General features: G+C 46.3%; 18 protein-coding genes. 14 read left to right on the top strand and 4 right to left on the bottom strand.

The annotated features are described in order from the left end of the window. Window positions 1-129: 129 nt before the first annotated feature. The 4 genes from QUA36_RS27335 (at window position 130) to QUA36_RS27320 (ending at window position 3688) form a co-directional block, all read left to right on the top strand. Window positions 130-900, top strand: coding sequence for a cysteine hydrolase family protein (locus tag QUA36_RS27335; RefSeq protein WP_333459728.1), 771 nt, complete (start codon window positions 130-132; stop codon window positions 898-900). Between the two features lie 212 nt (window positions 901-1112). Then, window positions 1113-1565: a cupin domain-containing protein gene (locus QUA36_RS27330; protein ID WP_333459727.1), complete on the top strand. Its 453-nt coding sequence runs from the start codon at window positions 1113-1115 to the stop codon at window positions 1563-1565. 167 nt (window positions 1566-1732) lie between these two features. Further along, window positions 1733-3325: a CocE/NonD family hydrolase gene (locus tag QUA36_RS27325; protein ID WP_333459726.1), complete on the top strand. Its 1593-nt coding sequence runs from the start codon at window positions 1733-1735 to the stop codon at window positions 3323-3325. An 18-nt stretch (window positions 3326-3343) separates the two neighbouring features. After that, window positions 3344-3688 carry a DUF952 domain-containing protein gene (locus tag QUA36_RS27320; RefSeq protein ID WP_333459725.1) on the top strand — a complete coding sequence of 115 codons (345 nt, stop codon included), beginning with the start codon at window positions 3344-3346 and terminating at the stop codon, window positions 3686-3688. A 127-nt stretch (window positions 3689-3815) separates the two neighbouring features. Here the strand turns inward: QUA36_RS27320 and QUA36_RS27315 are convergent, their stop codons facing one another. Beyond that, entirely contained in the window at window positions 3816-5066 is a 1251-nt protein-coding gene (locus QUA36_RS27315) for a CCA tRNA nucleotidyltransferase (protein WP_333459724.1), read from the bottom strand. Between the two features lie 108 nt (window positions 5067-5174). On the opposite strand from QUA36_RS27315, the gene QUA36_RS27310 reads away from it, so the two are divergent. The 3 genes from QUA36_RS27310 to tsaB all read left to right on the top strand — a co-directional run bounded on the left by QUA36_RS27310 (window position 5175) and on the right by tsaB (window position 8002). After that, a complete protein-coding gene (locus QUA36_RS27310; RefSeq protein ID WP_006632635.1) occupies window positions 5175-5423 on the top strand; it encodes a Ycf34 family protein in 249 nt (82 codons plus the stop codon). A gap of 204 nt (window positions 5424-5627) precedes the next feature. Beyond that, window positions 5628-7340 carry a serine/threonine-protein kinase gene (locus tag QUA36_RS27305; RefSeq protein WP_333459723.1) on the top strand — a complete coding sequence of 571 codons (1713 nt, stop codon included), beginning with the start codon at window positions 5628-5630 and terminating at the stop codon, window positions 7338-7340. A 2-nt stretch (window positions 7341-7342) separates the two neighbouring features. After that, the gene (tsaB, locus tag QUA36_RS27300; protein ID WP_333459722.1) at window positions 7343-8002 is read left to right on the top strand and encodes a tRNA (adenosine(37)-N6)-threonylcarbamoyltransferase complex dimerization subunit type 1 TsaB; all 660 of its coding nucleotides are present in this window, start codon (window positions 7343-7345) and stop codon (window positions 8000-8002) included. A 50-nt stretch (window positions 8003-8052) separates the two neighbouring features. Here the strand turns inward: tsaB and QUA36_RS27295 are convergent, their stop codons facing one another. Then, window positions 8053-8316, bottom strand: a complete 264-nt coding sequence (locus QUA36_RS27295; protein WP_333459721.1) for a hypothetical protein — start codon at window positions 8314-8316, stop codon at window positions 8053-8055. Window positions 8317-8470: 154 nt separating this feature from the next. Here QUA36_RS27295 and QUA36_RS27290 point away from each other — a divergent pair, with 154 nt between their 5' ends. Continuing rightward, window positions 8471-11686, top strand: coding sequence for a CHAT domain-containing tetratricopeptide repeat protein (locus tag QUA36_RS27290; RefSeq protein WP_333459720.1), 3216 nt, complete (start codon window positions 8471-8473; stop codon window positions 11684-11686). Between the two features lie 575 nt (window positions 11687-12261). On the opposite strand, the gene QUA36_RS27285 is transcribed toward QUA36_RS27290, so the two are convergent. Next, window positions 12262-13083, bottom strand: a complete 822-nt coding sequence (locus tag QUA36_RS27285; protein ID WP_333459719.1) for an SDR family NAD(P)-dependent oxidoreductase — start codon at window positions 13081-13083, stop codon at window positions 12262-12264. Between the two features lie 753 nt (window positions 13084-13836). Next, on the bottom strand, window positions 13837-15270 hold the full coding sequence (locus QUA36_RS27280; RefSeq protein ID WP_333459718.1) for a carotenoid oxygenase family protein: 1434 nt from the start codon (window positions 15268-15270) through the stop codon (window positions 13837-13839). Between the two features lie 73 nt (window positions 15271-15343). Here QUA36_RS27280 and QUA36_RS27275 point away from each other — a divergent pair, with 73 nt between their 5' ends. The 6 genes from QUA36_RS27275 (at window position 15344) to QUA36_RS27250 (ending at window position 21518) form a co-directional block, all read left to right on the top strand. Next, window positions 15344-16360 carry an LD-carboxypeptidase gene (locus QUA36_RS27275; protein WP_333167601.1) on the top strand — a complete coding sequence of 339 codons (1017 nt, stop codon included), beginning with the start codon at window positions 15344-15346 and terminating at the stop codon, window positions 16358-16360. Between the two features lie 103 nt (window positions 16361-16463). After that, window positions 16464-17228, top strand: a complete 765-nt coding sequence (locus QUA36_RS27270; protein WP_333459717.1) for a class I SAM-dependent methyltransferase — start codon at window positions 16464-16466, stop codon at window positions 17226-17228. 221 nt (window positions 17229-17449) lie between these two features. Continuing rightward, window positions 17450-18451 (top strand): cytochrome c oxidase subunit II, encoded by a 1002-nt coding sequence (locus QUA36_RS27265; protein ID WP_333228122.1) that lies wholly within the window; start codon window positions 17450-17452, stop codon window positions 18449-18451. A 78-nt stretch (window positions 18452-18529) separates the two neighbouring features. Continuing rightward, on the top strand, window positions 18530-20335 hold the full coding sequence (gene ctaD / locus QUA36_RS27260; protein ID WP_333459716.1) for a cytochrome c oxidase subunit I: 1806 nt from the start codon (window positions 18530-18532) through the stop codon (window positions 20333-20335). 108 nt (window positions 20336-20443) lie between these two features. Continuing rightward, window positions 20444-21067, top strand: a complete 624-nt coding sequence (locus tag QUA36_RS27255) for a heme-copper oxidase subunit III (RefSeq protein WP_333215309.1) — start codon at window positions 20444-20446, stop codon at window positions 21065-21067. A 163-nt stretch (window positions 21068-21230) separates the two neighbouring features. Further along, window positions 21231-21518 carry a hypothetical protein gene (locus QUA36_RS27250; protein WP_333237784.1) on the top strand — a complete coding sequence of 96 codons (288 nt, stop codon included), beginning with the start codon at window positions 21231-21233 and terminating at the stop codon, window positions 21516-21518. Window positions 21519-21712 lie beyond the last annotated feature (194 nt).

Genomic DNA, 21712 nt, shown 5'->3' with positions numbered 1-21712 from the left:
AGTTAATAAATCATAAAAACTCTCAAATAGTTGCCGCTGATACTTAATTATAACCAAGATTTAAGATATGACAAGTTAGTGACAATCAAATAGTTATAAGATTGAAATTGTTTTTGAGTCAAAATCAATATGAACCCTGATTCTCTTCGCACCTTGGGCGTACCGCCGAATGCTTGGAAAGTTGATGCCAAAATTGCCGATATTACCCGATCGCCGATCGCCCCTCAACCTGTTACCCTGGAAACAGAAACTAAAACTCTGCGTTTGGACTTAGCAAAAGCAGCAATGTTGGTGATAGATATGCAAAACGATTTCTGTCATCCCGACGGTTGGCTAGCACATATTGGCGTAGATGTAACGCCCGCGAGAACTCCAATTAATCCTTTAAAAAATTTGCTGCCAAAATTGCGATCGCACGCAGTACCAATTATTTGGATAAACTGGGGAAACCGCCCCGATTTGCTCAATATTAGTGCAGCTTCCCGTCACGTTTACAATCCCACAGGCGACGGCGTAGGTTTGGGAGATCCGCTGCCAAAAAACAACGCACCTGTACTGATGGCAGGGAGTTGGGCGGCGCAGGTTGTCGATGAATTAAAACCCAAACCGGAGGATATTTGCGTTGATAAATATCGGATGAGTGGCTTTTGGGATACTCCTTTAGATAGTATCTTGCGGAACCTCGGCAGAACTACACTTTTCTTTGGAGGAGTAAACGCCGATCAGTGCGTCATGGCTACGCTGCAAGATGCTAATTTCCTGGGTTACGACTGTATTTTAGTCAAAGATTGTACAGCTACGACATCGCCAGATTATTGCTGGCAAGCTACTCTGTATAACGTTAAACAATGTTTTGGTTTTTTGTCGGATTCTCAGGCTATGTTAGAAGCAATTAAATAGCAGTCATCAGGGGAGTATCTCTCTGGAGTATAAAAAGCGTTTTTGAGGAGTGCGAGAGTCCTGCATAGCAAAGCCTATATCTTGCTTCCTGCTCTGACAGCGAACTCTCCTGTGAAATCCATAAACTTTGGAGGTTGAACGGCGGACTAATGACTCTGGATTTACCACTAATGACAGCAGAAACATAACCACTGACAACTAACAATAAAAAAATGACAAACCACTGCATGATTCCTGTTATAAAGTCTCCCAAAGACTACCAAGCATTTCGCATCAGTCCGGGCGATACTAATAGATTAGCTATCGTCTTCGATCCGGTAATAGCTAATGTTTCATTAACAGTTTGCGTGGAGATTTTCGATGTGGGCGGCAAAACTCCTCCCAACCGCCATCAATTTGCAGTAGAAATGTTTTTTGTACTCAAAGGAACTGGGCAAGCAACCTGCGACGGCAAAACAGTTAGTATTCAACCGGGAGATAGTTTGTTAGTGCCTCCAACAGGCACTCACGTAATTGAGAATACGGGCAGTGGACGTTTGTACACTTTGTGCATCATGGTGCCGAATGAGGATTTTGTGGAACTAATTCGCAGCGGTACACCAGTCGAACTCGATGAAGAAGATATGAGAGTTCTTAGGCGATCGGATGTACTCGTACCGTGTTAGGTTTGTAGTAAGGACTTGATTCCTAGGTTTGTAGTAAGGACTTGATTCCTAGGTTTGTAGTAAGGACTTGATTCTTTAGAAAAAGCACTAAAGCCCTTACTACGAACTTTTTTAGTGGATGTTTTTTAGGATTTATGCTGAAACTTTGTCCGAAAGAAACAGCGTCTATGCTAACTAAAGATGCGGTTCGTTTAGATGCTGACATCTACCGCCCCGATGCGGAGGGCGAATTTCCAGTATTATTAATGCGGCAACCTTACGGAAGGGTGATCGCCTCTACAGTAGTATATTGCCATCCCGCATGGTACGCCAAACACGGCTACATCGTTGTCATCCAAGATGTGCGGGGACGCGGCACTTCCGAAGGCGAATTTAACCCCTTTGTTAGCGAAACACAAGACGGTTTTGATAGCGTCAATTGGGCAGCTAATTTGCCTGGAAGTAACGGCAAAGTCGGAATGTACGGTTTTTCCTACCAAGGCATGACTCAACTCTACGCGGCGGCGGCTAAACCGATCGCATTAATCACAATTTGTCCGGCAATGGTAGGCTGCAATTTATACGCAGATTGGGCCTATGAAGGCGGCGCGTTTTGTCTGCAATCAAATCTTGGCTGGGCAATTCAGCTAGCGGCAGAAACCGCTCGCTTAAAAGCCGATATTTCTGCCTATCAAGCCTTGTATGCAGCTTCGAGGAATCTCCCGCTATACGATACCGTGCCGGCGCGTCCTGAGATTATTAAAAATCTTGCCCCAGACTCATATTATCACGATTGGTTGGATAATTATCGACCGAGCGAGTATTGGGAAAAGTTATCGCCAAACATCAAAGATTTAGACTTGCCAATGCTGCACGCTGGCGGTTGGTTTGATACTTATTTGCGGGGAACAATCCATCTTTACAAGGAAATGGCAAGCCGTAGTTCCTGTCCGCAGCATTTGATAATTGGCCCTTGGCCGCATTTACCTTGGGGGCGAAAAGTTGGAGCGTTGGATTATGGTTTGGCAGCTTCAAATCCTGTGGATGAGTTGCAAATTCGCTGGTTCGATCGCTTCCTCAAAGAAGTTGATACAGGAATATTAGACGAGCGACCGATTTCGCTATTTGAGATGGGGAGGAATGATTGGCGGAAATTTGATAAATGGCCTAATAATAATCATAAATCTTATTTTTTAGCCAGTAATGGACTTGCCGCGATGAGAGAAGATGCGGGTATTTTAACAGATAGTTGCGCGGATGTTTGCACTGATGATATATTCGTACATGACCCTTGGCAGCCGGTGCCATCCTGGGGAGGTCACGCTGCATTTCCTGCTGGTTCGATGGAGCGATCGACTATTGACTGCCGCACCGATGTGTTAACATACACTTCGGCACCGCTAACAGCAGATTTGCACTTAGCAGGAGATATAATTGTCGAAGTATTTTGTACCGCCGATGCGCCGACTTTTGATTTGTGTGCGATACTTTCTGAGGTAAAAGATAGCGGCAGCGTCTACAATTTTACTCAAGGTTACGTCCGCGTGAATTCAGGTGAAACACCTGTGAGAATTGTGCTGCAAGCAACTTGTATGCAAATTGCCAAAGGTAATGCGTTGCGTCTGAGTTTGAGTGCCGCTTGTTTTCCCGCTTACGACGTGAATCCGGGAACGGGTGCGCCGGACGGTGAAGCGCGGGCGATCGATGCTAAAATTATCACGCTGACAGTAAGTTGTGGCGGAAATTGTCCCTCTCAAATTTTGCTGCCAATTGTCAATTAAACCTAAAACCTATCAACTATGAGCATTATTTTTCACATCACCCGCAGCCAACAGTGGGAACAAGCAAAACAAGTTCAATCGTATCGCGGAGATACGCTAGATACTGAAGGATTTATCCACTGTTCGACTCTGCCACAAGTTGTTAGAACTTCCAACAAATTTTTTACTGGACAAACAGGATTGCTGCTGCTTTGGATTGACTCGGACAAAGTGCAATCTGAACTTAAGTATGAGTTGGCGGGTGAGAATTACCCGCACATTTACGGGCCGCTGAATGTTGATGCTGTGTTGAAAGTTGTTGAGTTTGAACCGGGTGCAGATGGCAAGTTTGAATTGCCGGAAGAATTAAAAAATCTTGTTTAAGATTCTGATTTTTTAGCATTGTAAACTAACTTTTTAGGGCGGGCTAGAAGCCCACCCCACGGGAAAGTTGAATTTTGTGGAACGGGCATCTTGCCCGTTCTAATTTATGAATTATATCAATTTAAACTTACTGATTCACCAATTCTGCAGCCAATTTCAGCGCATCTTCGCGAGTCGCAATTCTACCCTCCACCCGCGCTAATTGAATCTCCATTAAAAATTGACCGATGCGCGGACTTCTCGGCAAATTTAAATATTCCATTAAATCATTGCCGCTAACTAATTGTGTGGGATGAGCAATAATATCATCAGCATCCAGATAGCGATTAATTAACAGTGAAATATCCTCAACCGCAACTCCCGCCGCCACCGCCAAAACCGTTAAAACGGGAAATACTATTCCTACATCCCGAAACAAAAAATACTGTTCTCGCAAAGACATTTCCGCAATAGGTTTTGCTTGCAATTGTGGCAAGTATTTCAAAAGCCCGATCGCACTTTTAATCTCCGCATTGCTGTACTTCAACCGCAGCAACTGGGTTTCAGCAATTGTCGGGTCGGAATCGGCCAAAATAGCCAACTTCGCGACAGCCAACAAAGGCGTTTTAATCGTATCTCGAATCGATCGCGAAAATTCTCTTCCCAAATCTGGATAAATTGCCGCTAACTTGTCAGCAGACGCATCAATTTTTGTCAAAATATCAAAATGGTCGATCGCACTTTCAAACCAAATCGAAAACAAACCATCTTCGCAACCGCGACAAATCCAAGGAACACCGTCAGGATTGCTCAACAAATAACCTAATTCCGTCCGCACCCGTTCCACCGCTACCCGACTCAACAGCGGCGCCAATTCCCGAATCGCCGATTGAGTTTCAGGTTCGATCGCAAAACCCAACTGCGCCGCTTGGCGGTAAGCTCTTAATAACCTTAGCGGATCGTCCTCCAAATTTGACCGCGAAACCATCCGCAGCAAACCCAACCGCAAATCAGTTTGACCGTCCAAAGGATCGATGATTTCTCCTGTAAAAGGATTGCACGCGATCGCATTTATCCGAAAATCCCGGCGCAGCAAATCCCCCTCCAGACTCCCCCCTTCCGCCTGCGCCAAATCCACCGTACCGCCCGCAAATACAACCCGTGCAATTTGGCGTTCCGCATCCAACAAGACAAATCCACCTTTCGTGCGATCGGCAATTTTTCGAGCAGTCTTCACGGCCCGTGTTAGCATAACGAAATCTAAATCAAAATAGTGCGATCGCCTCCCCAGCAGCGCATCCCGTACCGCACCGCCCACCAGATAAGCAGGCGGTGTCAGCAGTTCCAAATCAAACGGCCAAGAATCAGGAGATAATGAAGAGGGCAAATTAATCGGCATCGCAACAAAAATCTACTTTCCTTACAAACAATTAAACTCTTGCTACGCTAGATTAACAGAAAGCTCAAATTTCACCAATCTTTTTGAAATGCACAGAGGATATCAAGAATGTGTATTTGTATTAACTGCCACTATGTAGACCGCTGCTTCACCTACCACGCCGTAGAAGAACAGCACGAACAGCTTCACCTTACCGAAACACCCGATTTCGACCCCGTAGAACCCACCATCAACGTCAACATCCGCCCCCGCCAAGACGAAATTGAAATGGAATGGGATGTAGTTGGGTGTCAGAGTTTCAAGCAAGAGACCGGCAAATGGGCAAAATTGCGGCCTGGCGAACTCGTCCCGACTTAAGGAAGAAGTCATTAGTCATTAGTCATTAGTCATTTGTTGGTTGTTGGTTGCTATTTGTTGTTTTTTATAGGTTTTTTGTGAGTGGTTGGCGATAACAACCAATAACCAATAACCAATTCCCGATGCCCCATTCCCAATTCCCAATTCCCCATTCCCAATTCCCAATTAAAAATCTAAAATCTAAAATCTAAAATCTAAAATCCAATGTGCTATTGCTTAAACCCAACTTGTCAGAATCCGCAAAACCCAGGTGATGCAGAATTGTGCCAAAGTTGCGGCTCAAAATTGTTGTTAACTCTTGACGCAGAAACGCCCTCAGCATCTCGCTATCGAACCATAAAGCCGATCGGGCAAGGAGGCTTTGGCCGAACATTTCTAGCAGTTGATGAAACCAAACCCCTGATTTTTTCGCAGTGCGTAATCAAGCAATTTTTGCAGCAAAACACCGCAGCCGAAAAAGCCGCTCAACTATTTCACCAAGAAGCAGCCCAGCTAGAAACCTTGGGAAAACATCCCCAAATTCCCGAATTAATCGCGCATTTTGAACAAGACGGGAGACAGTATTTAGTACAAGAATTTATAGACGGCAAAAACCTAGCCAGAGAATTAGAACAAAAAGGAGCATTCACCGAAACTCAAATTCGGCAAATCCTCAACGATTTATTGCCAGTGCTCCACTTCGTCCACAAATCCAAAGTCATTCACCGCGATATCAAACCCGAAAATATCATTCGCCGCCGGCTAACTCCAGCCCCTTTACCCGCCTTAGAAAATTCCTACCAACCCTCTCCTTTCCAAAAAGATATTGTTTTAGTAGACTTTGGTGCAGCTAAGAAGGTAACAGCAACCGGGTTGCCGCAAACTGGTACAATCATCGGCAGTGCTGCTTATACAGCCCCAGAACAATTGATGGGAAAAGCAGTTTTTGCCAGCGATATCTACAGTTTGGGCGTTACCTGCATTCACTTGCTGACAGAAATTCCTCCCTTCGACTTGTTCGACAGTACAGAGGATTCTTGGGCTTGGCGAAATTATTTGAAGACTGCTGTTAGCGACGATTTCGGCCGCATCCTCGACACCATGCTTCAAAGTGCCACCAATCGGCGCTACAGTTCAGCATCAGCAGTCATCCGGCACTTGAACCCCAAACCGGTGTATTTAGACGCACAGCCCGTGCTAGACGCGCCGGAAACGCCCGCAGAACGGGTGGTTACACCTGCGCCCGGTGTGTCGCTTTTCACTCGCCAACAGCAAGCCGAAATTCAGCAAGCTTTACAAGAGGATCTCGCCCCGTACAATGTTACAATCCAAGTCAGTCAAGCCAAGCAACAGCTCAATATCGTCATCAACAGAACCGAAGACAACCCCGTTTACTATCCGCACTTATCTCAAATAATTGCCACCAGACTCACCGATTTGCAGTTAAATAAAGTCGCAGCCGTGAAGCTGTTGGGAAGACTCAACAATTCTCGCCGCCCGGAGTGGAAGCAAATATTGCAAATCGATCCCAAGATTAAATTGAGAAACAAACTGGTGCGGCTGCAACACAATCAATTACTAAAGAAAGCCGCCTCTGTTACTACCCAAGAATTTTGGCTGCCGAAGTTGAAAACTCAGGATTTTTGGATAGATGCGCTAATGTTTGCCTTAGTTTGGTTTATCTTTGGCTCTCAAATAGTCATTTTTAATTCTTGGTTTGCGCTAATAGTTTCGTCTGGTTTTATGACCGTCAAGCATCAAGTTTCCCAACACAAAGAATTTGCCAATAAAAATTTATTTGCAAGTTTAGTAGTGCTGTTTTTGGTGACTGGGGGAATGGGTAATTCCAGGATTTTAAATACGGGAATATTTGGCATTCTTTTGGGTTGCTTAGTTGTGGCTTTACCGCTGTTTTTTGTTAAGGAAAATTACCAGTAATCGTGAATAGCAATCCCCAAGACGGAACATCTGTTAAAAAATACGGCTTAGCCCTGCACACAGCTAGTCGCGAGCTCGGTTTAGCCATCAGCAATTTTGCCGGGGATTCTCGCTGTGAAACTTGGAATTTGGATCGGGATTTAGCAACTCATTTGCATCAGTATTTAGTCGAGTTTATTCAGCCGCAAACTTGGGCGGATTTGGCTTTTATTGCTGTGGCGAAGGGGCCCGGAGGTTTCACGGGGACTCGGATGGGTATGGTGACGGCGCGGACTTTGGCTCAACAGTTGGATATTCCGGTTTTTGCGATTTCAACTTTGGCGGCTGTCGCTTGCAGCAGCAGTAAAAAATCTATCTCAACTCAGGATATGGCGCTGCAAATGCCTGCACAGCGGGGACAATTGTTTGGGGCGGTTTATTCAGTTAACAAAGATTCTGGTTTAACTGAGTTGTTTACCGATACTGTAATGACGGCGGAATCCTGGCAGGAAAAGTTGGAAAGTTGGGAAAATTCTTATCAGTTGATTGAAGTTGGTAGCGAGTTGGGTTGGTCGGTTTCTAGTGTGTTGGAATTGGCTTATTTGGAGTGGCAAATGGGAAGCCGTCCTGATTGGTCGGATGCTTTGCCTTTTTACGGTCAACATCCGGTTAAGGGACACTGAATATTGGGAATAGGGAATTGGTAATTGGTAATTGGTAATTGGTAAATTGTTTATTTAAGGGCGATACAAACTTCGAGGCAAAAAGTTAATGTTAGGGGGTCTGGGCTTTCGGTTCGCAATCGATCGATCTCAGCTCGATCGCAGCCGCGAGATTCCATAAAATCGAGCATCCACTTCGTTATGGTAGCGAGATCGATGTATTTTGCTCCGAGACAAACAGGGCAAATTTCGGGGCTGAGGGTACCGGTGCCGCCGCATTCGGGGCAATCCCAGTGGGTTGTTACGGGATCGGGGGTAGTTAGGATGTTGTTCATGCTGGGAAAAAGTACGCGCGGCGTAGCGATCCCGTAGGGAATCGCACCTACTCGTTCACTCTAGCAAATATGCCGATCGCCCTGACTTCTTCCTGCCTTAAGACTAAGCAGGCTAGTAGTAAGTAAAATTGACAAAAATACAAAAAGGGTGGTTATGCTTGATCGCACTCAATTAGTTTTCGCTGGTATGTCGATCGCACTTTCGATTCAGTTAAGTCAGCCAGTGGCAGCAGCCGTGCCCGTTGGCAAAGTCGTACAAACAGCACAAACTAACCGTAGCGAGGCTGCTGCAAAAGCATTAAACGAAGGAACACAACTCTACAATCAAGGAACAGCGGAAGCTTTAAGAGGTGCGATTGTCAAATATGAAGAAGCATTAAAACTGTATCGAGAAGCGGGCGACAATAGATGGCAAGCACTTAGCCTCTATGGTCTTGGCAGAGTCTACTCAGCATTGGGAGAACAACAGAAAGCGCTAGAGTATTACAACCAGTCCCTTCCCCTGAGTCGGATAACCGATGCTCTTGCTTTGGAAGCTAACATCCTCAACAACATCGGCGGTGTCTACTCACAATTGGGAGAACAACAGAAAGCGCTAGAGTATTACAACCAGTCGCTTCCCCTGTATCGGGCAGTTGGCTATCGCCTTGGGGAAGCTACCACCCTCAACAACATCGGCTTAGTCTACTCAGGATTGGGAGAACAACAAAAAGCGCTAGAGTATTACAGCCAGTCCCTTCCTCTGTATCGGGCAGTAGGCTACAGCCAGTCCCTTCCTCTGTATCGGGCAGTAGGCTATCGCCTTGGGGAAGCTACCACCCTCAACAACATCGGCTTAGTCTACTCAGGATTGGGAGAAAAACAGAAAGCGCTAGAGTATTACAACCAGTCGCTTCCTCTGTTTCGGGCAGTGGGCAATCGCCGTGGGGAAGCTGTCACCCTCACCAGCATCGGCAGTGTCTACTCCGAATTGGGAGAAAAACAGAAAGCGCTAGAGTATTACAACCAGTCGCTTCCCCTGAGTAGGGCAACCGGCGATCGCGGTGGGGAAGCTACCACCCTCACCAGCATCGGCGGTGTCTACTCAGATTTGGGAGAAAAACAGAAAGCGCTAGAGTATTACAGCCAGTCGCTTCCCCTATTTCGGGCTCTCGGCGATCGCGGTGGGGAAGCTACAACCATCACCAACATCGGCGGTGTCTACTCAGATTTGGGAGAAAAACAGAAGGCACTAGAGTATTACAGCCAGTCGCTTTCCCTGAGTAGGGCAACCGGCGATCGCCGCAGGGAAGCTACCACCCTCAACAACATCGGCAATGTCTACTCAGCATTGGGAGAAAAACAGAAAGCGCTAGAGTATTTGGGCCAGTCGCTTCCCCTGAGACGGGCAACCGGCGATCGCCGTGGGGAAGCTGCCACCCTCAACAACATCGGCGGTGTCTACTCAGAATTGGGAGAACAACAGAAAGCGCTAGAGTATTACAGCCAGTCGCTTCCCCTATTTCGGGCAACCGGCGATCGCAGGGGGGAAGCTCTCACCCTCAACAACATCGGCAGTGTCTACTTACAATTGGGAGAAAAACAGAAAGCGCTAGAGTATTACAGCCAGTCGCTTCCCCTGAGTCGGGCAACCGGCGATCACTCTCTCGAAGTCGTCACCCTCAGCAATATCGCTCTTGTCAAACGCGACCAAAACAATCTTACCGAAGCCCTCAACAACATTGAATCTTCTCTCAAAATTATCGAAAACCTCCGCACCAAAATTGCCAGCCCAGAACTTCGCACCTCATACTTTGCGACAGTCCAGGACTACTACGAATTCTACATCGATTTGTTAATGCAACTGCATAAAACTAATCCTAAGTCCGGTTACGATACCAAAGCCTTAGAAGCCAGCGAACGTTCGAGGGCCCGCAGTCTCCTCGAACTCCTCTTTGAAAGTAACGCCAACATTCGCGAAGGCATTGACCCCGATTTACTGCAACAAGAAAAGAGCGTGCAACAGCAACTCGATGACATTGAAAAACAGCGCATCGAAACAATCAGCAGCCCCAACCCCAATCAAACTAAAATCGGTGAAATCGACTCTCAGCGCCTCGCACTTTTGCAACAATATCAGCAACTTCAAACCAAGATTCGTACCGCCAGCCCCCGCTATGCTGCCCTCACCCAGCCCCAACCTTTAACGCTGCCTGAAATTCAGAAACAGATTCTCGATGAAAACACGATTTTATTGCAATATTCCCTCGGCACAAACCGCAGTTATTTGTGGGTTGTGACATCAACAGGAGTAACCAGTTATGAATTACCAAAACAGGTTGACATTGAAACCGCAGCTAAGGACTTCCTAGAGACAATAACTAGCCCAATCCAGAGAGATATTCCCCAACAAGTTGCCCAAGCAAGTGCAAATCTGGGTCGAGTAATTTTACAACCCGCAGCAGCCCAATTAGGCAATAAACGCTTATTAATTGTTCCCGACGGCGTGCTGCACTATACCCCTTTTCAAGCTTTAACTCTTGTCCAAACTGCTGGACAAAATACCAATGTTCCCTTAATTGTTGAACATGAAATTATCACTCTGCCTTCTGCCTCAACTCTCGCTATTCTCAGGCAAAATTACGGAGATAGAAAACCACCCAGCCGAAATTTAGCAATTTTAGCCGATCCGGTTTTCAGTCCAGACGATGAAAGAATTAAAGGAAAAATCACCCAAGCAACGACAGAAAAATTAGAAGCAAATAACCTCGGTTTAAATCAATCACTTCGTGCTTCTAATCGGCAATGGCCGCCCGAACGCCTCGCATTTACCCGCCAAGAAGCCCAAACAATATCCAGCTTATTTCCCTCAGCTTCTAGCAGTCAAATACTTGATTTTGAGGCTAGTCGCACTACTGCTACCGAGGGGAGTTTAGCCAATTATCAAATCGTTCACTTTGCCACCCACGGCCTTGCGAACAGCAAAAATCCCGAACTGTCAGGAATTGTGATGTCGATGGTAGATGAAAAGGGCAATCTTGTCAATGGTTTTTTGCGCCTCACGGATATTTTCAACTTGAAACTGGCGGCAAATTTAGTGGTTTTAAGTGCTTGTCAATCGGGCATGGGACAGAATGTTAAAGGCGAAGGAATGGTGGGATTAACTAGGGGTTTTATGTATGCGGGGGCGCAGCGGGTGGCGGTGAGTTTGTGGAATGTAGATGATGAAGGAACTGCTGTGTTAATGCAAAAGTTTTATCAAAAAATGGTGCAACAAAAGTTAGCACCGGCGGCAGCTTTGAGGGCGGCGCAGATGGAAATGATGCAGCAGGAAAAATGGCAGTCTCCCTATTATTGGGCGGCTTTTACCCTTCAGGGCGAATGGAGATGATACAGCACTTTTGCTGGTAAGTAAGTACAGAGCCCTTGTACGGACACGACAATGCCCATTGGTGTCAACAAACACGTTAAACCGGTAGTCCGACAGTCCGACAATCCGACAATCCGACAATCCGACAATCCGATAGTCCGACAATCCGATAGTCCGATAGTCCGACATTCCGACAATCCGACAATCCGACAGGGAATGAATTCCCTGTCTCATAGCTAAAGTCCTCTAAAGAGGACTGAGAAGAAGCATTTTTGGCATTGCTAATTCAGGGTATGAATCAACTTTTCGCTTGATGTTATAAAACTCACCATACTTGTCTTATAGCAATTGGGAAATCTGAATTCCTACCTGTATTCAGCAACGCCGAATGTTTAAACTCATTAGTCCTCTTCAGAGGACTTTCGCTATGAGACAGGGAATTCAATCCCTGGCGGACTACCGGGTGGGCGGGCTGACAGCTTAAGTTGACACCAATGGGCCGAAGAGCCCGGAACGGGCAAGATGCCCGTTCCACAAAGAATGAGTTTTCTTGTGGGGAGTAGGGGTTGGGCCGAAGAGCCCGCCCAGAAAAGGGTTTATCGCCCGCTAGCTAAAGCCTCCCGCAATTTGCGATCGCGCGATTTATCCCGAAGTTCGGGAGTCGCCATCCGCAACACAAAATCCAGCAACCAAGGCGCAATTCGGTGACACCAAACTGCTAGATGACTTTGGTATCCTACTAAGATTTCCGGCGCATCTTTGTGCAATCCCGCGACAAGTGCTAGGGCAACTTTTTCGGGAGTTGTGGGCACTACCCACCGGAATTGCTCCAAGTCTCGCACCATGTCGGTATCTGTTAGAGATGGCAGCAAAGCTGTGACTCGAACATTGTACTGAGTTAACTCGCTCCGCAAAGCTTGGGTGAATCCCAAAATGGCAAATTTGGTAGCAGAATAAGTCGCCATTGTGGGAGCGGCAATTTTGCCCATTAAGCTGGAAACATTGACGATTGTTCCCTCTTTTTGAGTCGCCATTCGCCTCGCAATCAAGCGGGTAATTGTGTAGGTTCCGAGCAAGTTTAAGGCGATTTCTTCCTCGATTAATGGCAGCGGGGAACGCAAGAAAGATGCTTGGTGGGCGACGCCTGCACAGTTGACTAGCAGGTGAATCGGGCCGCAATCTCGCCAAGCTTGGGCGATCGCAATATTCACCGCTACTGACTGAGTTAAATCCAAAGCTAACGGCACTACTTCTGTGCCAAAAAGATCGATTTCCTCTGCCAGTTCAATTAATTGCTTGCGGTTGCGCGCCACAATCAACAAACGTTTGACTCCTTGTCTCGCTAATTCCAGGGCGATCGATCGCCCAATTCCGCGCGAAGCCCCTGTAACAAGAGCTGTTTTTCCTTGAAGTTGCATAGATTAAACCTTTTGGTAGATGCTCACTGCGGCACGGAGTTATGAGTTGTGAGTTGTGAATTATTAGCTATGAGTTGGATGTTTTGGCGGTAACAACTCATAATTCATAATTGTTGAAAAGGCTATCTTGTTCCGATAGACCTCATTTACTTGTGGGGTTAACTCAAAACTAAAAACTTTTGAATCGCTAACGTGCGCGTGAGCTGAACTAAACTTTTGGTTTGCCAGAAATCAGTTAATTATCTGGTCTTTTAACCTCATGCCAGCAGACAAAGCTGAGATGGGCAAACCTAGTCATAAATCCTGGCCAAGCGGGCTTTATTACCGCTTTTATTCAGTTCGCGGAGGCGCACTTAGCCTGTGTAGCCGCGAATAAACTGGCCGGGGATTGGTGATCCGCGAATTTGTCATTTACCGGGGTTGGAGAACCCCTCTTTGTTCAGTCCGTGAAGGCGGACTTTGCCTGTGTAGCTGCGAGTAAACTGGCCGGGAATATTCGCCGGGATTGGTTATTCGCCAGGGCTTAATTACCCCTCTTTTTTTAGTCCGCAGAGGCAGACGATATCCTGTGCAACCGCGACTTACAATCGCCGGGGATTCGTGCGAATTGGCACAGGATAATTGAGCAATGCAGATTATCAATTCCACACCTCCTAGATATGAGAATTTCCTATCTACACACACCTTAACAACTTGACAGAGAAGCGGCAACAATTTTTAATAAATCTTCCGCAACACTTCTTTACAATTTTCTCATACTGCCGATTTCCAAGTGCCGTGAAAGCCCAAAGGTATGACACCGGGCAATTCTAGCTTGCAAACAGGTTCGCGGGAAAGTCCGTCGCTGTCAAATATCCAGACTTCGCTGCTGTCAGAATTGCCGTCGTAAATAACTGTTACTATCCAACCTTTCTCCGAGGAAATATCTGGAACGTATATGGGTTCAGCAGGATAGCGATTTTCGCCACAGTCGGCAATTGTGAGATTGCGGGTTTGCGTGTCCAAACGGGCGATCGCGCCATAACGTTCCCGTACAATATCAACGTCAGGCCGATACATTGCCAGATAAATATATCGTGAGTCTTGCCCTATTTCTGAAGCAGGTACGATCGGAAATTCGCAAGGTTGATCCAACAATTCTTCGGCTGCTGTCACTTTCCCCGTCTGAGGATTGAGATGCACCCGCCACAGAGTCCCCTCCGCATCGGTGCGAGTTTCACCCGCCGCTACTTCTTTCAGTCGCTGATTAGTTTGAAAGTCAGCGAAGCGCACAAAATCTACAGCCACCGAACCATCTTCCTTGACAAAACCGTTAGCAAAATGCCACTGAAACCAAGAATCGGTTTCGCCGCGACTAACTAAAGAGAGAGTTTCAGAGTCAACAACTAATATCTGCGTTCCTAACTCGGGTTTCCATTCAAAAGACTCGCTGTAACTGCTAATTCCAGCTAAAACTGGTAAAGGTTTTAGCCGCATCGGTGGCACAAAAAATATGAGATACTTACCTGCAAAAACAAAATCGTGGATCATCGGAATTCCATCTAAAGCAACTGTTGCTTTTTGGAATATTTTGCCTGTACTATCGCTTTTATAGAGATTCAACTTTGTACTAGCACCCTGTGTAATTCCAAAGTTAAAAATATTCCCAGTAATCGGGTCGCGCTTGCAGTGAGCTGAATAAGAAGATCCGCTCTCTAAACTTCCTAAATCGTCCGTTCCCTGAGTTTCCAGAGTTTGCAAATCGAGGCTGTGAGGCAAGCCGCCTTCCCACAAAGCTAAAAGGCGATCGGGCAAAGCTAAAACTGAAGTATTGGCAGCATTTTTAACAGATTTAGTCCACCGCAACCACGCAGGCACCGGTGCTGTCATGCCATAATTACTGTAGAGAAATTTATCAGCTTTTTCCTCAGCTTGATATCCCGCTGTCTGCACGTAGCGATAAACAGCAGCAGCATCGGCATCGGTAAAATGTACCGCCAAAATTGCACCGTCGCCATCAAACCAGTGTCCCGCAGCAACACCGCCGCGTTCCAAACGTGCGGGCCCGTTACGGTAGAGAGTGCCGCGCAATCCTGCGGGAATTTTACCGCTTTTAATGAATAGCTGAGTCAGCGGAAACTCTGCAGCAGGACAGGCTAAAGCTTGAGCCCAAGATTTTTTAGCTGAGATTTTAGTGTCGGTTTTCATTGTAAACTCGCAATTTTAAACTGATATGGCAGAGATTTTGCTATACAATTATAGCAAAAATTACCTAACAGCTATGACTCTCCGCCGCCGCGCTCTGCTCACAACTTTTGGGCTGACTGCTATTGGTACTCAGCTTTTGCCGCTCGCCCAAACCAATCTATCTCCCCAAAGTGCGATCGTTAAGCCGCGCCGCCTGCAAATCGGCGACACAGTAGCTTTAATCAATCCTGCTGCTTTCAACTACAAAAAAGAAATCGAGGACTTTTTTAAAGTTATCGAAAAGCTGGGTTTAAAAGTTAAATTGGGAGAGCATTTTTACGATCGCTACGGCTATTTAGCCGGCAAGGATGCCGATCGCGCCGCCGATGTCAACGCAGCCTTTGCCGATGACTCAGTGCGAGCTATTTTTACCGGGATGGGCGGCTGGGGCTGCGGTCGGATATTGCCACTCCTAGATTACAATATTATCGGCAACAATCCCAAAATTATTATGGGATTCAGCGATATTACCGCGCTGTTATTGGCGATTTATGCTAAAACTAATAGAGTTACTTTTCACGGCCCGTTAGGTGCGTCAACTTGGAGTCCCTTTACAGTAGATTACGTCAAAAAAGTTTTGTTTGACGGAGGTTCTGTGACGATGCAAAACTCCAAAAGCGTGCAAGTTCAAACAATCGGGCGGGGCACAGCTAGGGGAAAACTAATCGGCGGCAATTTATCAGTAATCGCAGCAATGGTGGGTTCTGCATATTTACCGCAGTGGGAAAACAGTATTTTGTTTGTCGAGGAAGTTGGCGAAGAAGTTTATCGCATCGATAGAATGTTGACGCAGCTTAAATTAGCGGGCATTCTTGATAAAATATCAGGTTTTATTTTCGGACAATGTACCAAGTGCGAAGCTGAAAAACCCCAAGAGTCCCTAACCTTGCCTCAAGTCTTATCTGACCACATTCGCCCTTTAAATATTCCCGCGTGGTATGGTTCAATGGTGGGACACATCCGGGAACAGTTCACTTTGCCGATCGGTCAAGAAGTCGAAATCGACGCTGACTCTGGTACAATTAAATTGTTAGAATCCGCTGTCAGCTAAATCTTGAACTCTTCTGGATATTACCGAGGCAGAGCCTCTGGATCTGCGTTCCCCGGCAGAGCCAGGGAACGAGAAATAAATTAAACACAAAATTAGAAATATCGTGAAAAAAATCGCACAATTCATTAAACCCTTAACAGTAATAATATTGACAATTCTTTGCATCTTGCCGCTCAATGCCTGTGCTGCGGCAGAAGCAAGTAAAACCGCCAATGACGACCAAATTTATCAGCAGCGAACCGTCCACAATCCCGACGGAATCGGCAAATTTTACATGGGTCGAGAAATTGCCCAAGTCATGGGATATCAAGGCGCTGGTTGGCTGGAAAGACCGTCTCGCGGCATGGAAGAAAAATCAGCTCGATTAGTCAACAATCTCGATTTAAAACCAACCGATATTGTAGCAGACATTGGAGCGGGAACGGGATATTTTAGCTTTCGCATCGCTCCCTTAGTTCCACAAGGAAAAGTTTTAGCAGTTGACGTGCAGCCGGAAATGATTAATTTTATTAAATTGAATAAACAAGAAAAAAATATTGCTAACGTTGAGCCAGTTTTGGGAAGTATCGACAATCCGAATTTGCCAGAAAACAGCGTAGATTTAGTTGTGATGGTCGATGCTTATCACGAATTTGCATATCCCAGAGAAATGATGCAAGGAATTGTGAAAGCACTCAAACCGGGAGGCCGCACGGTATCGATCGAGTATCGCGGCGAAAACCCGTTGATTCCCATTAAAGGTTTGCACAAAATGACGCAGAAGCAGGTGAAAAAAGAAATGGCCGCCGTCGGTTTAGTATGGAAAGAGACAAAAGATATGTTGCCCCAGCAGCATTTGATGGTGTTTGAGAAAAAATCTCAAATTTAGCAGCCAAATAGAGCGATTCTCTACCATTTTTACTGAGTTTTGTCAAGGTACAAAAGACGTATTTTTGAGGCGCGCAGGCGATCGGTCAAAAATTCTAAGCCTTAAGTAACCCTTAAGAGAGACATTTTACTAAAAATACCATTTACAATTAAAAATTGATAACCCAGAGGCGCTTCCTTCATTTTTCAAGCGAAGAAGTGTCGCTATTAAGAAGTACCAGCGTGAACATTCCAAGTTCCATCCTCACCATGCTCGCCGGCATCGGAGTGACTCTGATCAGTCTCTGGTACGGGCAGAATCACGGTTTGATGCCGATCGCCGCCTCTGACGAAGCATCCGACATAGACGCACTTTTCAATACAATGATGACCATTTCCACTGGACTATTTATCATGGTCCAGGGAATTCTCATCGTTGCTGCAATTAAATATCGCCGCCGTCAAGGAGACAACACAGACGGGCCGCCTTGGCATGACAACTTTCCCTTAGAAATTCTTTGGACAGCCGTGCCAGCGGTGATTATCTTAGGAATCGGAGTCTACAGTTTTGAGATTTACAACTCAATGGGAGGCCTCGATCCGATGGGCAATCATGACCACGGCACGATGCAAGCGCACTCTAAAATGCGGGGAAGTGCGATCGCAGCCACACTCTCAGATACACCGCAAAACGCCCCTCAAATTCCGTCTCCAAAACTCGTTGCTTTAGGCGTAGGCGCTTCCCCAGAAAATGAAGACAAACCAGCAGACTTAGTTGTAAATGTCACAGGTTTGCAGTACGCCTGGATATTTAGCTATCCAGAAAGCGGCGTTAGTTCTGGCGAACTGCATATGCCAGTCAACCGCGACGTACAGCTAAATATCGCAGCCCAAGACGTGCTGCACGCATTTTGGCTGCCGGAATTTCGCCTCAAACAAGATGCAATTCCTGGGCGGCCGAGCGAACTGAGATTTACACCAACTAAAACCGGCGAATACCGGGTTGTTTGTGCTGAATTGTGCGGCGCTTATCACGGAGCGATGAAAGCTTTAGCAGTCGTCCACACGCCAGAAGAATTCGACAGTTGGCTGCAAAGCCAGCAAGTTGCTAGCAGTCAAAACTTAGAGCAAGCAGTTGCAGTCAATCCAGGGGAATTGTCAGACGGTGAATTTTTGGCTCCCTACGTCAGGGAAATAAAAATTAATTCCGAAACCCTAGAACAACTTCACCCAACTCATCACTAAAAATAGTCATTAGTTCCTGGCACAGGGTCTTTGATCCTTAGCTAATAACTAATGACTAATAACTAATGACTAATAACTATGACACAAGCACAGTTCCAAGAAAGTGCAAACACTGAGGCTCGCGGAACAGCGCCCGCCGATAGACATTGGCGCGACTACTTCACTTTTAATACCGACCACAAAGTCATCGGTATTCAATACCTAGTCACAACATTTATTTTCTATCTAATCGGCGGCGTGATGGCAACTTTGGTGCGAACAGAACTCGCCACCCCCGACGCCGATTTTGTCACCCCCGAACTCTATAACAGTTTATTTACTGTTCACGCGACGGTGATGATCTTCCTGTGGATCGTACCCGCCGGAGCCGGATTTGCTAACTTTTTGATCCCCTTAATGATCGGGGCAAAAGACATGGCATTTCCCCGGCTGAATGCCGTTGCCTTTTGGATGATTCCCGTAGGTGGCATTTTGCTGTTGAGCAGTTTTTTGGTAGGAGCTCCACAGGCGGGTTGGACTTCCTATCCGCCTTTGAGCTTAGTTACTGCTCAAGCGGGGGAAGAAATTTGGATTCTCAGCGTTTTGATTCTGGGAACTTCTTCGATTTTGGGGGCGGTGAATTTTGCCATTACCATCTTCACCATGCGGGTTCCGAGCATGGGTCTCAATGATATGCCTTTGTTTTGCTGGGCGATGATTGCGACTTCAGCGCTGACTTTGATTGCTACTCCAGTGTTAGCCGCAGCTTTGATTTTGCTGTCGTTTGACTTGTTAGCGGGGACGGCATTTTTTAACCCGACCGGCAACGGCGATCCCATCGTCTACCAGCATTTATTCTGGTTTTATTCGCACCCGGCAGTTTACATTATGATTATGCCCTTTTTCGGGGTGATTTCAGAAGTTTTGCCGGTGCATTCCCGCAAGCCAATTTTTGGTTATTTGGCGATCGCATATTCGAGTCTCGCAATCAGCTTTTTGGGCTTGATCGTGTGGGCGCACCATATGTTTACCAGCGGCACTCCCGGCTGGCTGCGGATGTTTTTTATGATCACGACTATGATCATCGCCGTACCAACTGGGATTAAAATATTTAGCTGGTTGGCAACTATTTGGGGAGGCAAACTCCGGCTTGTCAGCGCGATGCTATTTGGCATGGGTTTTATCTCAACATTTGTGCTCGGCGGCATCACCGGGATCATGGTAGCTTCCGTACCTTTCGACATTCACGTTCACGACACTTATTTTGTCGTCGCTCACCTACACTACGTGCTGTTTGGCGGCTCAGTGTTTGGCATTTACGCTGCTTTTTACCACTGGTTCCCCAAAATGACCGGGCGGATGATTAATGAATTTTGGGGTAGAGTTCACTTTGTTTTAACCTATGTTGGCTTTACTGTAACTTTCCTGCCGATGCACGCTTTGGGGATGCAAGGAATGCCTCGGCGCGTGGCAATGTACGACCCGAAATTTACCACAATTAATGTCATTTGTACTGTCGGTGCTTATATGCTGGCAGTCTCTACAATCCCGTTTATCATTAATGTGATTTGGAGCTGGAGGTATGGCCCGAAAGCAGGTGACAATCCTTGGCAAGCTTTGAGTTTGGAATGGATGACGACTTCGCCACCCCCCATCGAAAATTTTGAAGGAGTGCCGGTATTGGCAACGGGGCCTTACGATTACGGCATGGAAAAAATTCAGAATACAGGGGAACGTCTCAGGCTCAAGCTGAGGGAAAATGCCACCCGCAACGCCCAGAAAACAGGTATTCCTATTGCGGAGGCTCAAGCTTCAACTTTCTTGGGCCGTACTGCAACTTTGGTCGCTCCTGAATCCGAGAGAGATGTTGATTCTCCTGCTGATGAAAGTCAAGATGGTGAATAGTTATTAGTCATCAGTCATCAGTCATTGTTGACTGTTGACTGTTGACTGTTGACTGTTAACTAATGCCAATTGACAACTGACAACTGACTTCTTCATTAACAATTTCTTATGCAAATTCCAGCGATCGATCCGACAAAAACAGCCCTAAATTACCACCACGAGGGCGAAGTAGAAGCACACGGCGTCGAGCATCCCGACCACCGAATGTTAGGTGTAATTGTGTTCCTGTGCGCTGAAGGCATGATATTTTTCGGTATGTTTGCCGCGTATTTGATTTATCGGGCGATGGCCCCCGTGTGGCCTCCTGAAGGTACGCCAGGGCGAGAGTTATTGCTGCCGGGAATCAATACGATAATTCTGATTGCTAGCAGTTTTGTAATTCACAATGCTGATACGGCAATCAAAAAGAATGATGCCACCGGAATGCGGAATTGGTTGCTCGTAACTATTGCTATGGGCGCAGTTTTCTTGGCAGGTCAGGTTTACGAATACACTCATTTAGAGTTTGGCTTGACGACTAATTTGTATGCCAGTTGCTTTTACGTTTTGACTGCTTTTCACGGCTTGCACGTTACGTTTGGAGTGCTGTTGATGGCGGGGGTAGTGTGGCGATCGCGCGCGCAAGGCCACTATTCTAGCGAGCACCACTTCGGAATCGAAGCGACTGAGATTTACTGGCACTTTGTCGATGTGATTTGGATTGTTTTGTTTCTGTTACTGTATATTTTGTGATCCCAGAGGCTTTTCAACCTCTGCCACAAGAGGTTTGTATGACCCCCAATTGGGGGTTTTTTTATTGTTTGGAGAGTGCGATCGACTTTCATTCACATGAATCAAAGCCGATCGCGCTAAACTAAAAGTAGCAATTCTCCTATCCAGCAGCATTGAGAAAATTATGCAGTGCGAATTGTGCGATCGACAAATGGAAGCATTAACCGCCCATCACCTCACCCCCAAACAAAACACCAAGCGGAAAAACGAAGACCCAAGCCCGACAATCGACATTTGCTCAGCCTGTCACCGCCAGATTCACTCTCTATTTGACAACAAACACCTCGCCCAAGAGCTCAACACCCTGGAAAAGCTCAAAAATGAGCCTGAACTCCAGAAATTTGTCTCTTGGATTAAGAAACAAAAAACTGACAAACGCATTCAAGTACGGGGCAAAAAAGCTCGATCGTAGGGCGAGAAATTAGGTATCTACTTCTGGATGCAGTTACTGTCTGAGGCCCGGTTTCTTCATTAATTTTTCGTTCCCTAACCCAAAATTTTACATAGAAACCCGGTTTGTTTGCGTAAATCCTAGGGCGTAGGTACAGTATTAGAACTTGACAAAAGTAGGAAAGCATGATAAGTGAATTTAGGAGCTTGTTAAAT

The sequence above is a fragment of the Microcoleus sp. Pol10D4 genome (assembly GCF_036701555.1).
In the GTDB taxonomy this organism is placed as follows: domain Bacteria; phylum Cyanobacteriota; class Cyanobacteriia; order Cyanobacteriales; family Microcoleaceae; genus Microcoleus.
This window is presented reverse-complemented; position numbering and strand designations above follow the sequence as displayed.

What these genes read in the sequence shown, in the direction of transcription:
- QUA36_RS27335 (WP_333459728.1), top strand. Translation starts at nt 130, where the DNA reads ATGAACCCTGATTCTCTTCGCACCTTGGGCGTACCGCCGAATGCTTGG.
- QUA36_RS27330 (WP_333459727.1), top strand. Translation starts at nt 1,113, where the DNA reads ATGACAAACCACTGCATGATTCCTGTTATAAAGTCTCCCAAAGACTAC.
- QUA36_RS27325 (WP_333459726.1), top strand. Translation starts at nt 1,733, where the DNA reads ATGCTAACTAAAGATGCGGTTCGTTTAGATGCTGACATCTACCGCCCC.
- QUA36_RS27320 (WP_333459725.1), top strand. Translation starts at nt 3,344, where the DNA reads ATGAGCATTATTTTTCACATCACCCGCAGCCAACAGTGGGAACAAGCA.
- QUA36_RS27315 (WP_333459724.1), bottom strand. Translation starts at nt 5,066, where the DNA reads ATGCCGATTAATTTGCCCTCTTCATTATCTCCTGATTCTTGGCCGTTT.
- QUA36_RS27310 (WP_006632635.1), top strand. Translation starts at nt 5,175, where the DNA reads ATGTGTATTTGTATTAACTGCCACTATGTAGACCGCTGCTTCACCTAC.
- QUA36_RS27305 (WP_333459723.1), top strand. Translation starts at nt 5,628, where the DNA reads ATGTGCTATTGCTTAAACCCAACTTGTCAGAATCCGCAAAACCCAGGT.
- QUA36_RS27295 (WP_333459721.1), bottom strand. Translation starts at nt 8,316, where the DNA reads ATGAACAACATCCTAACTACCCCCGATCCCGTAACAACCCACTGGGAT.
- QUA36_RS27290 (WP_333459720.1), top strand. Translation starts at nt 8,471, where the DNA reads ATGCTTGATCGCACTCAATTAGTTTTCGCTGGTATGTCGATCGCACTT.
- QUA36_RS27285 (WP_333459719.1), bottom strand. Translation starts at nt 13,083, where the DNA reads ATGCAACTTCAAGGAAAAACAGCTCTTGTTACAGGGGCTTCGCGCGGA.
- QUA36_RS27280 (WP_333459718.1), bottom strand. Translation starts at nt 15,270, where the DNA reads ATGAAAACCGACACTAAAATCTCAGCTAAAAAATCTTGGGCTCAAGCT.
- QUA36_RS27275 (WP_333167601.1), top strand. Translation starts at nt 15,344, where the DNA reads ATGACTCTCCGCCGCCGCGCTCTGCTCACAACTTTTGGGCTGACTGCT.
- ctaD (WP_333459716.1), top strand. Translation starts at nt 18,530, where the DNA reads ATGACACAAGCACAGTTCCAAGAAAGTGCAAACACTGAGGCTCGCGGA.
- QUA36_RS27255 (WP_333215309.1), top strand. Translation starts at nt 20,444, where the DNA reads ATGCAAATTCCAGCGATCGATCCGACAAAAACAGCCCTAAATTACCAC.
- QUA36_RS27250 (WP_333237784.1), top strand. Translation starts at nt 21,231, where the DNA reads ATGCAGTGCGAATTGTGCGATCGACAAATGGAAGCATTAACCGCCCAT.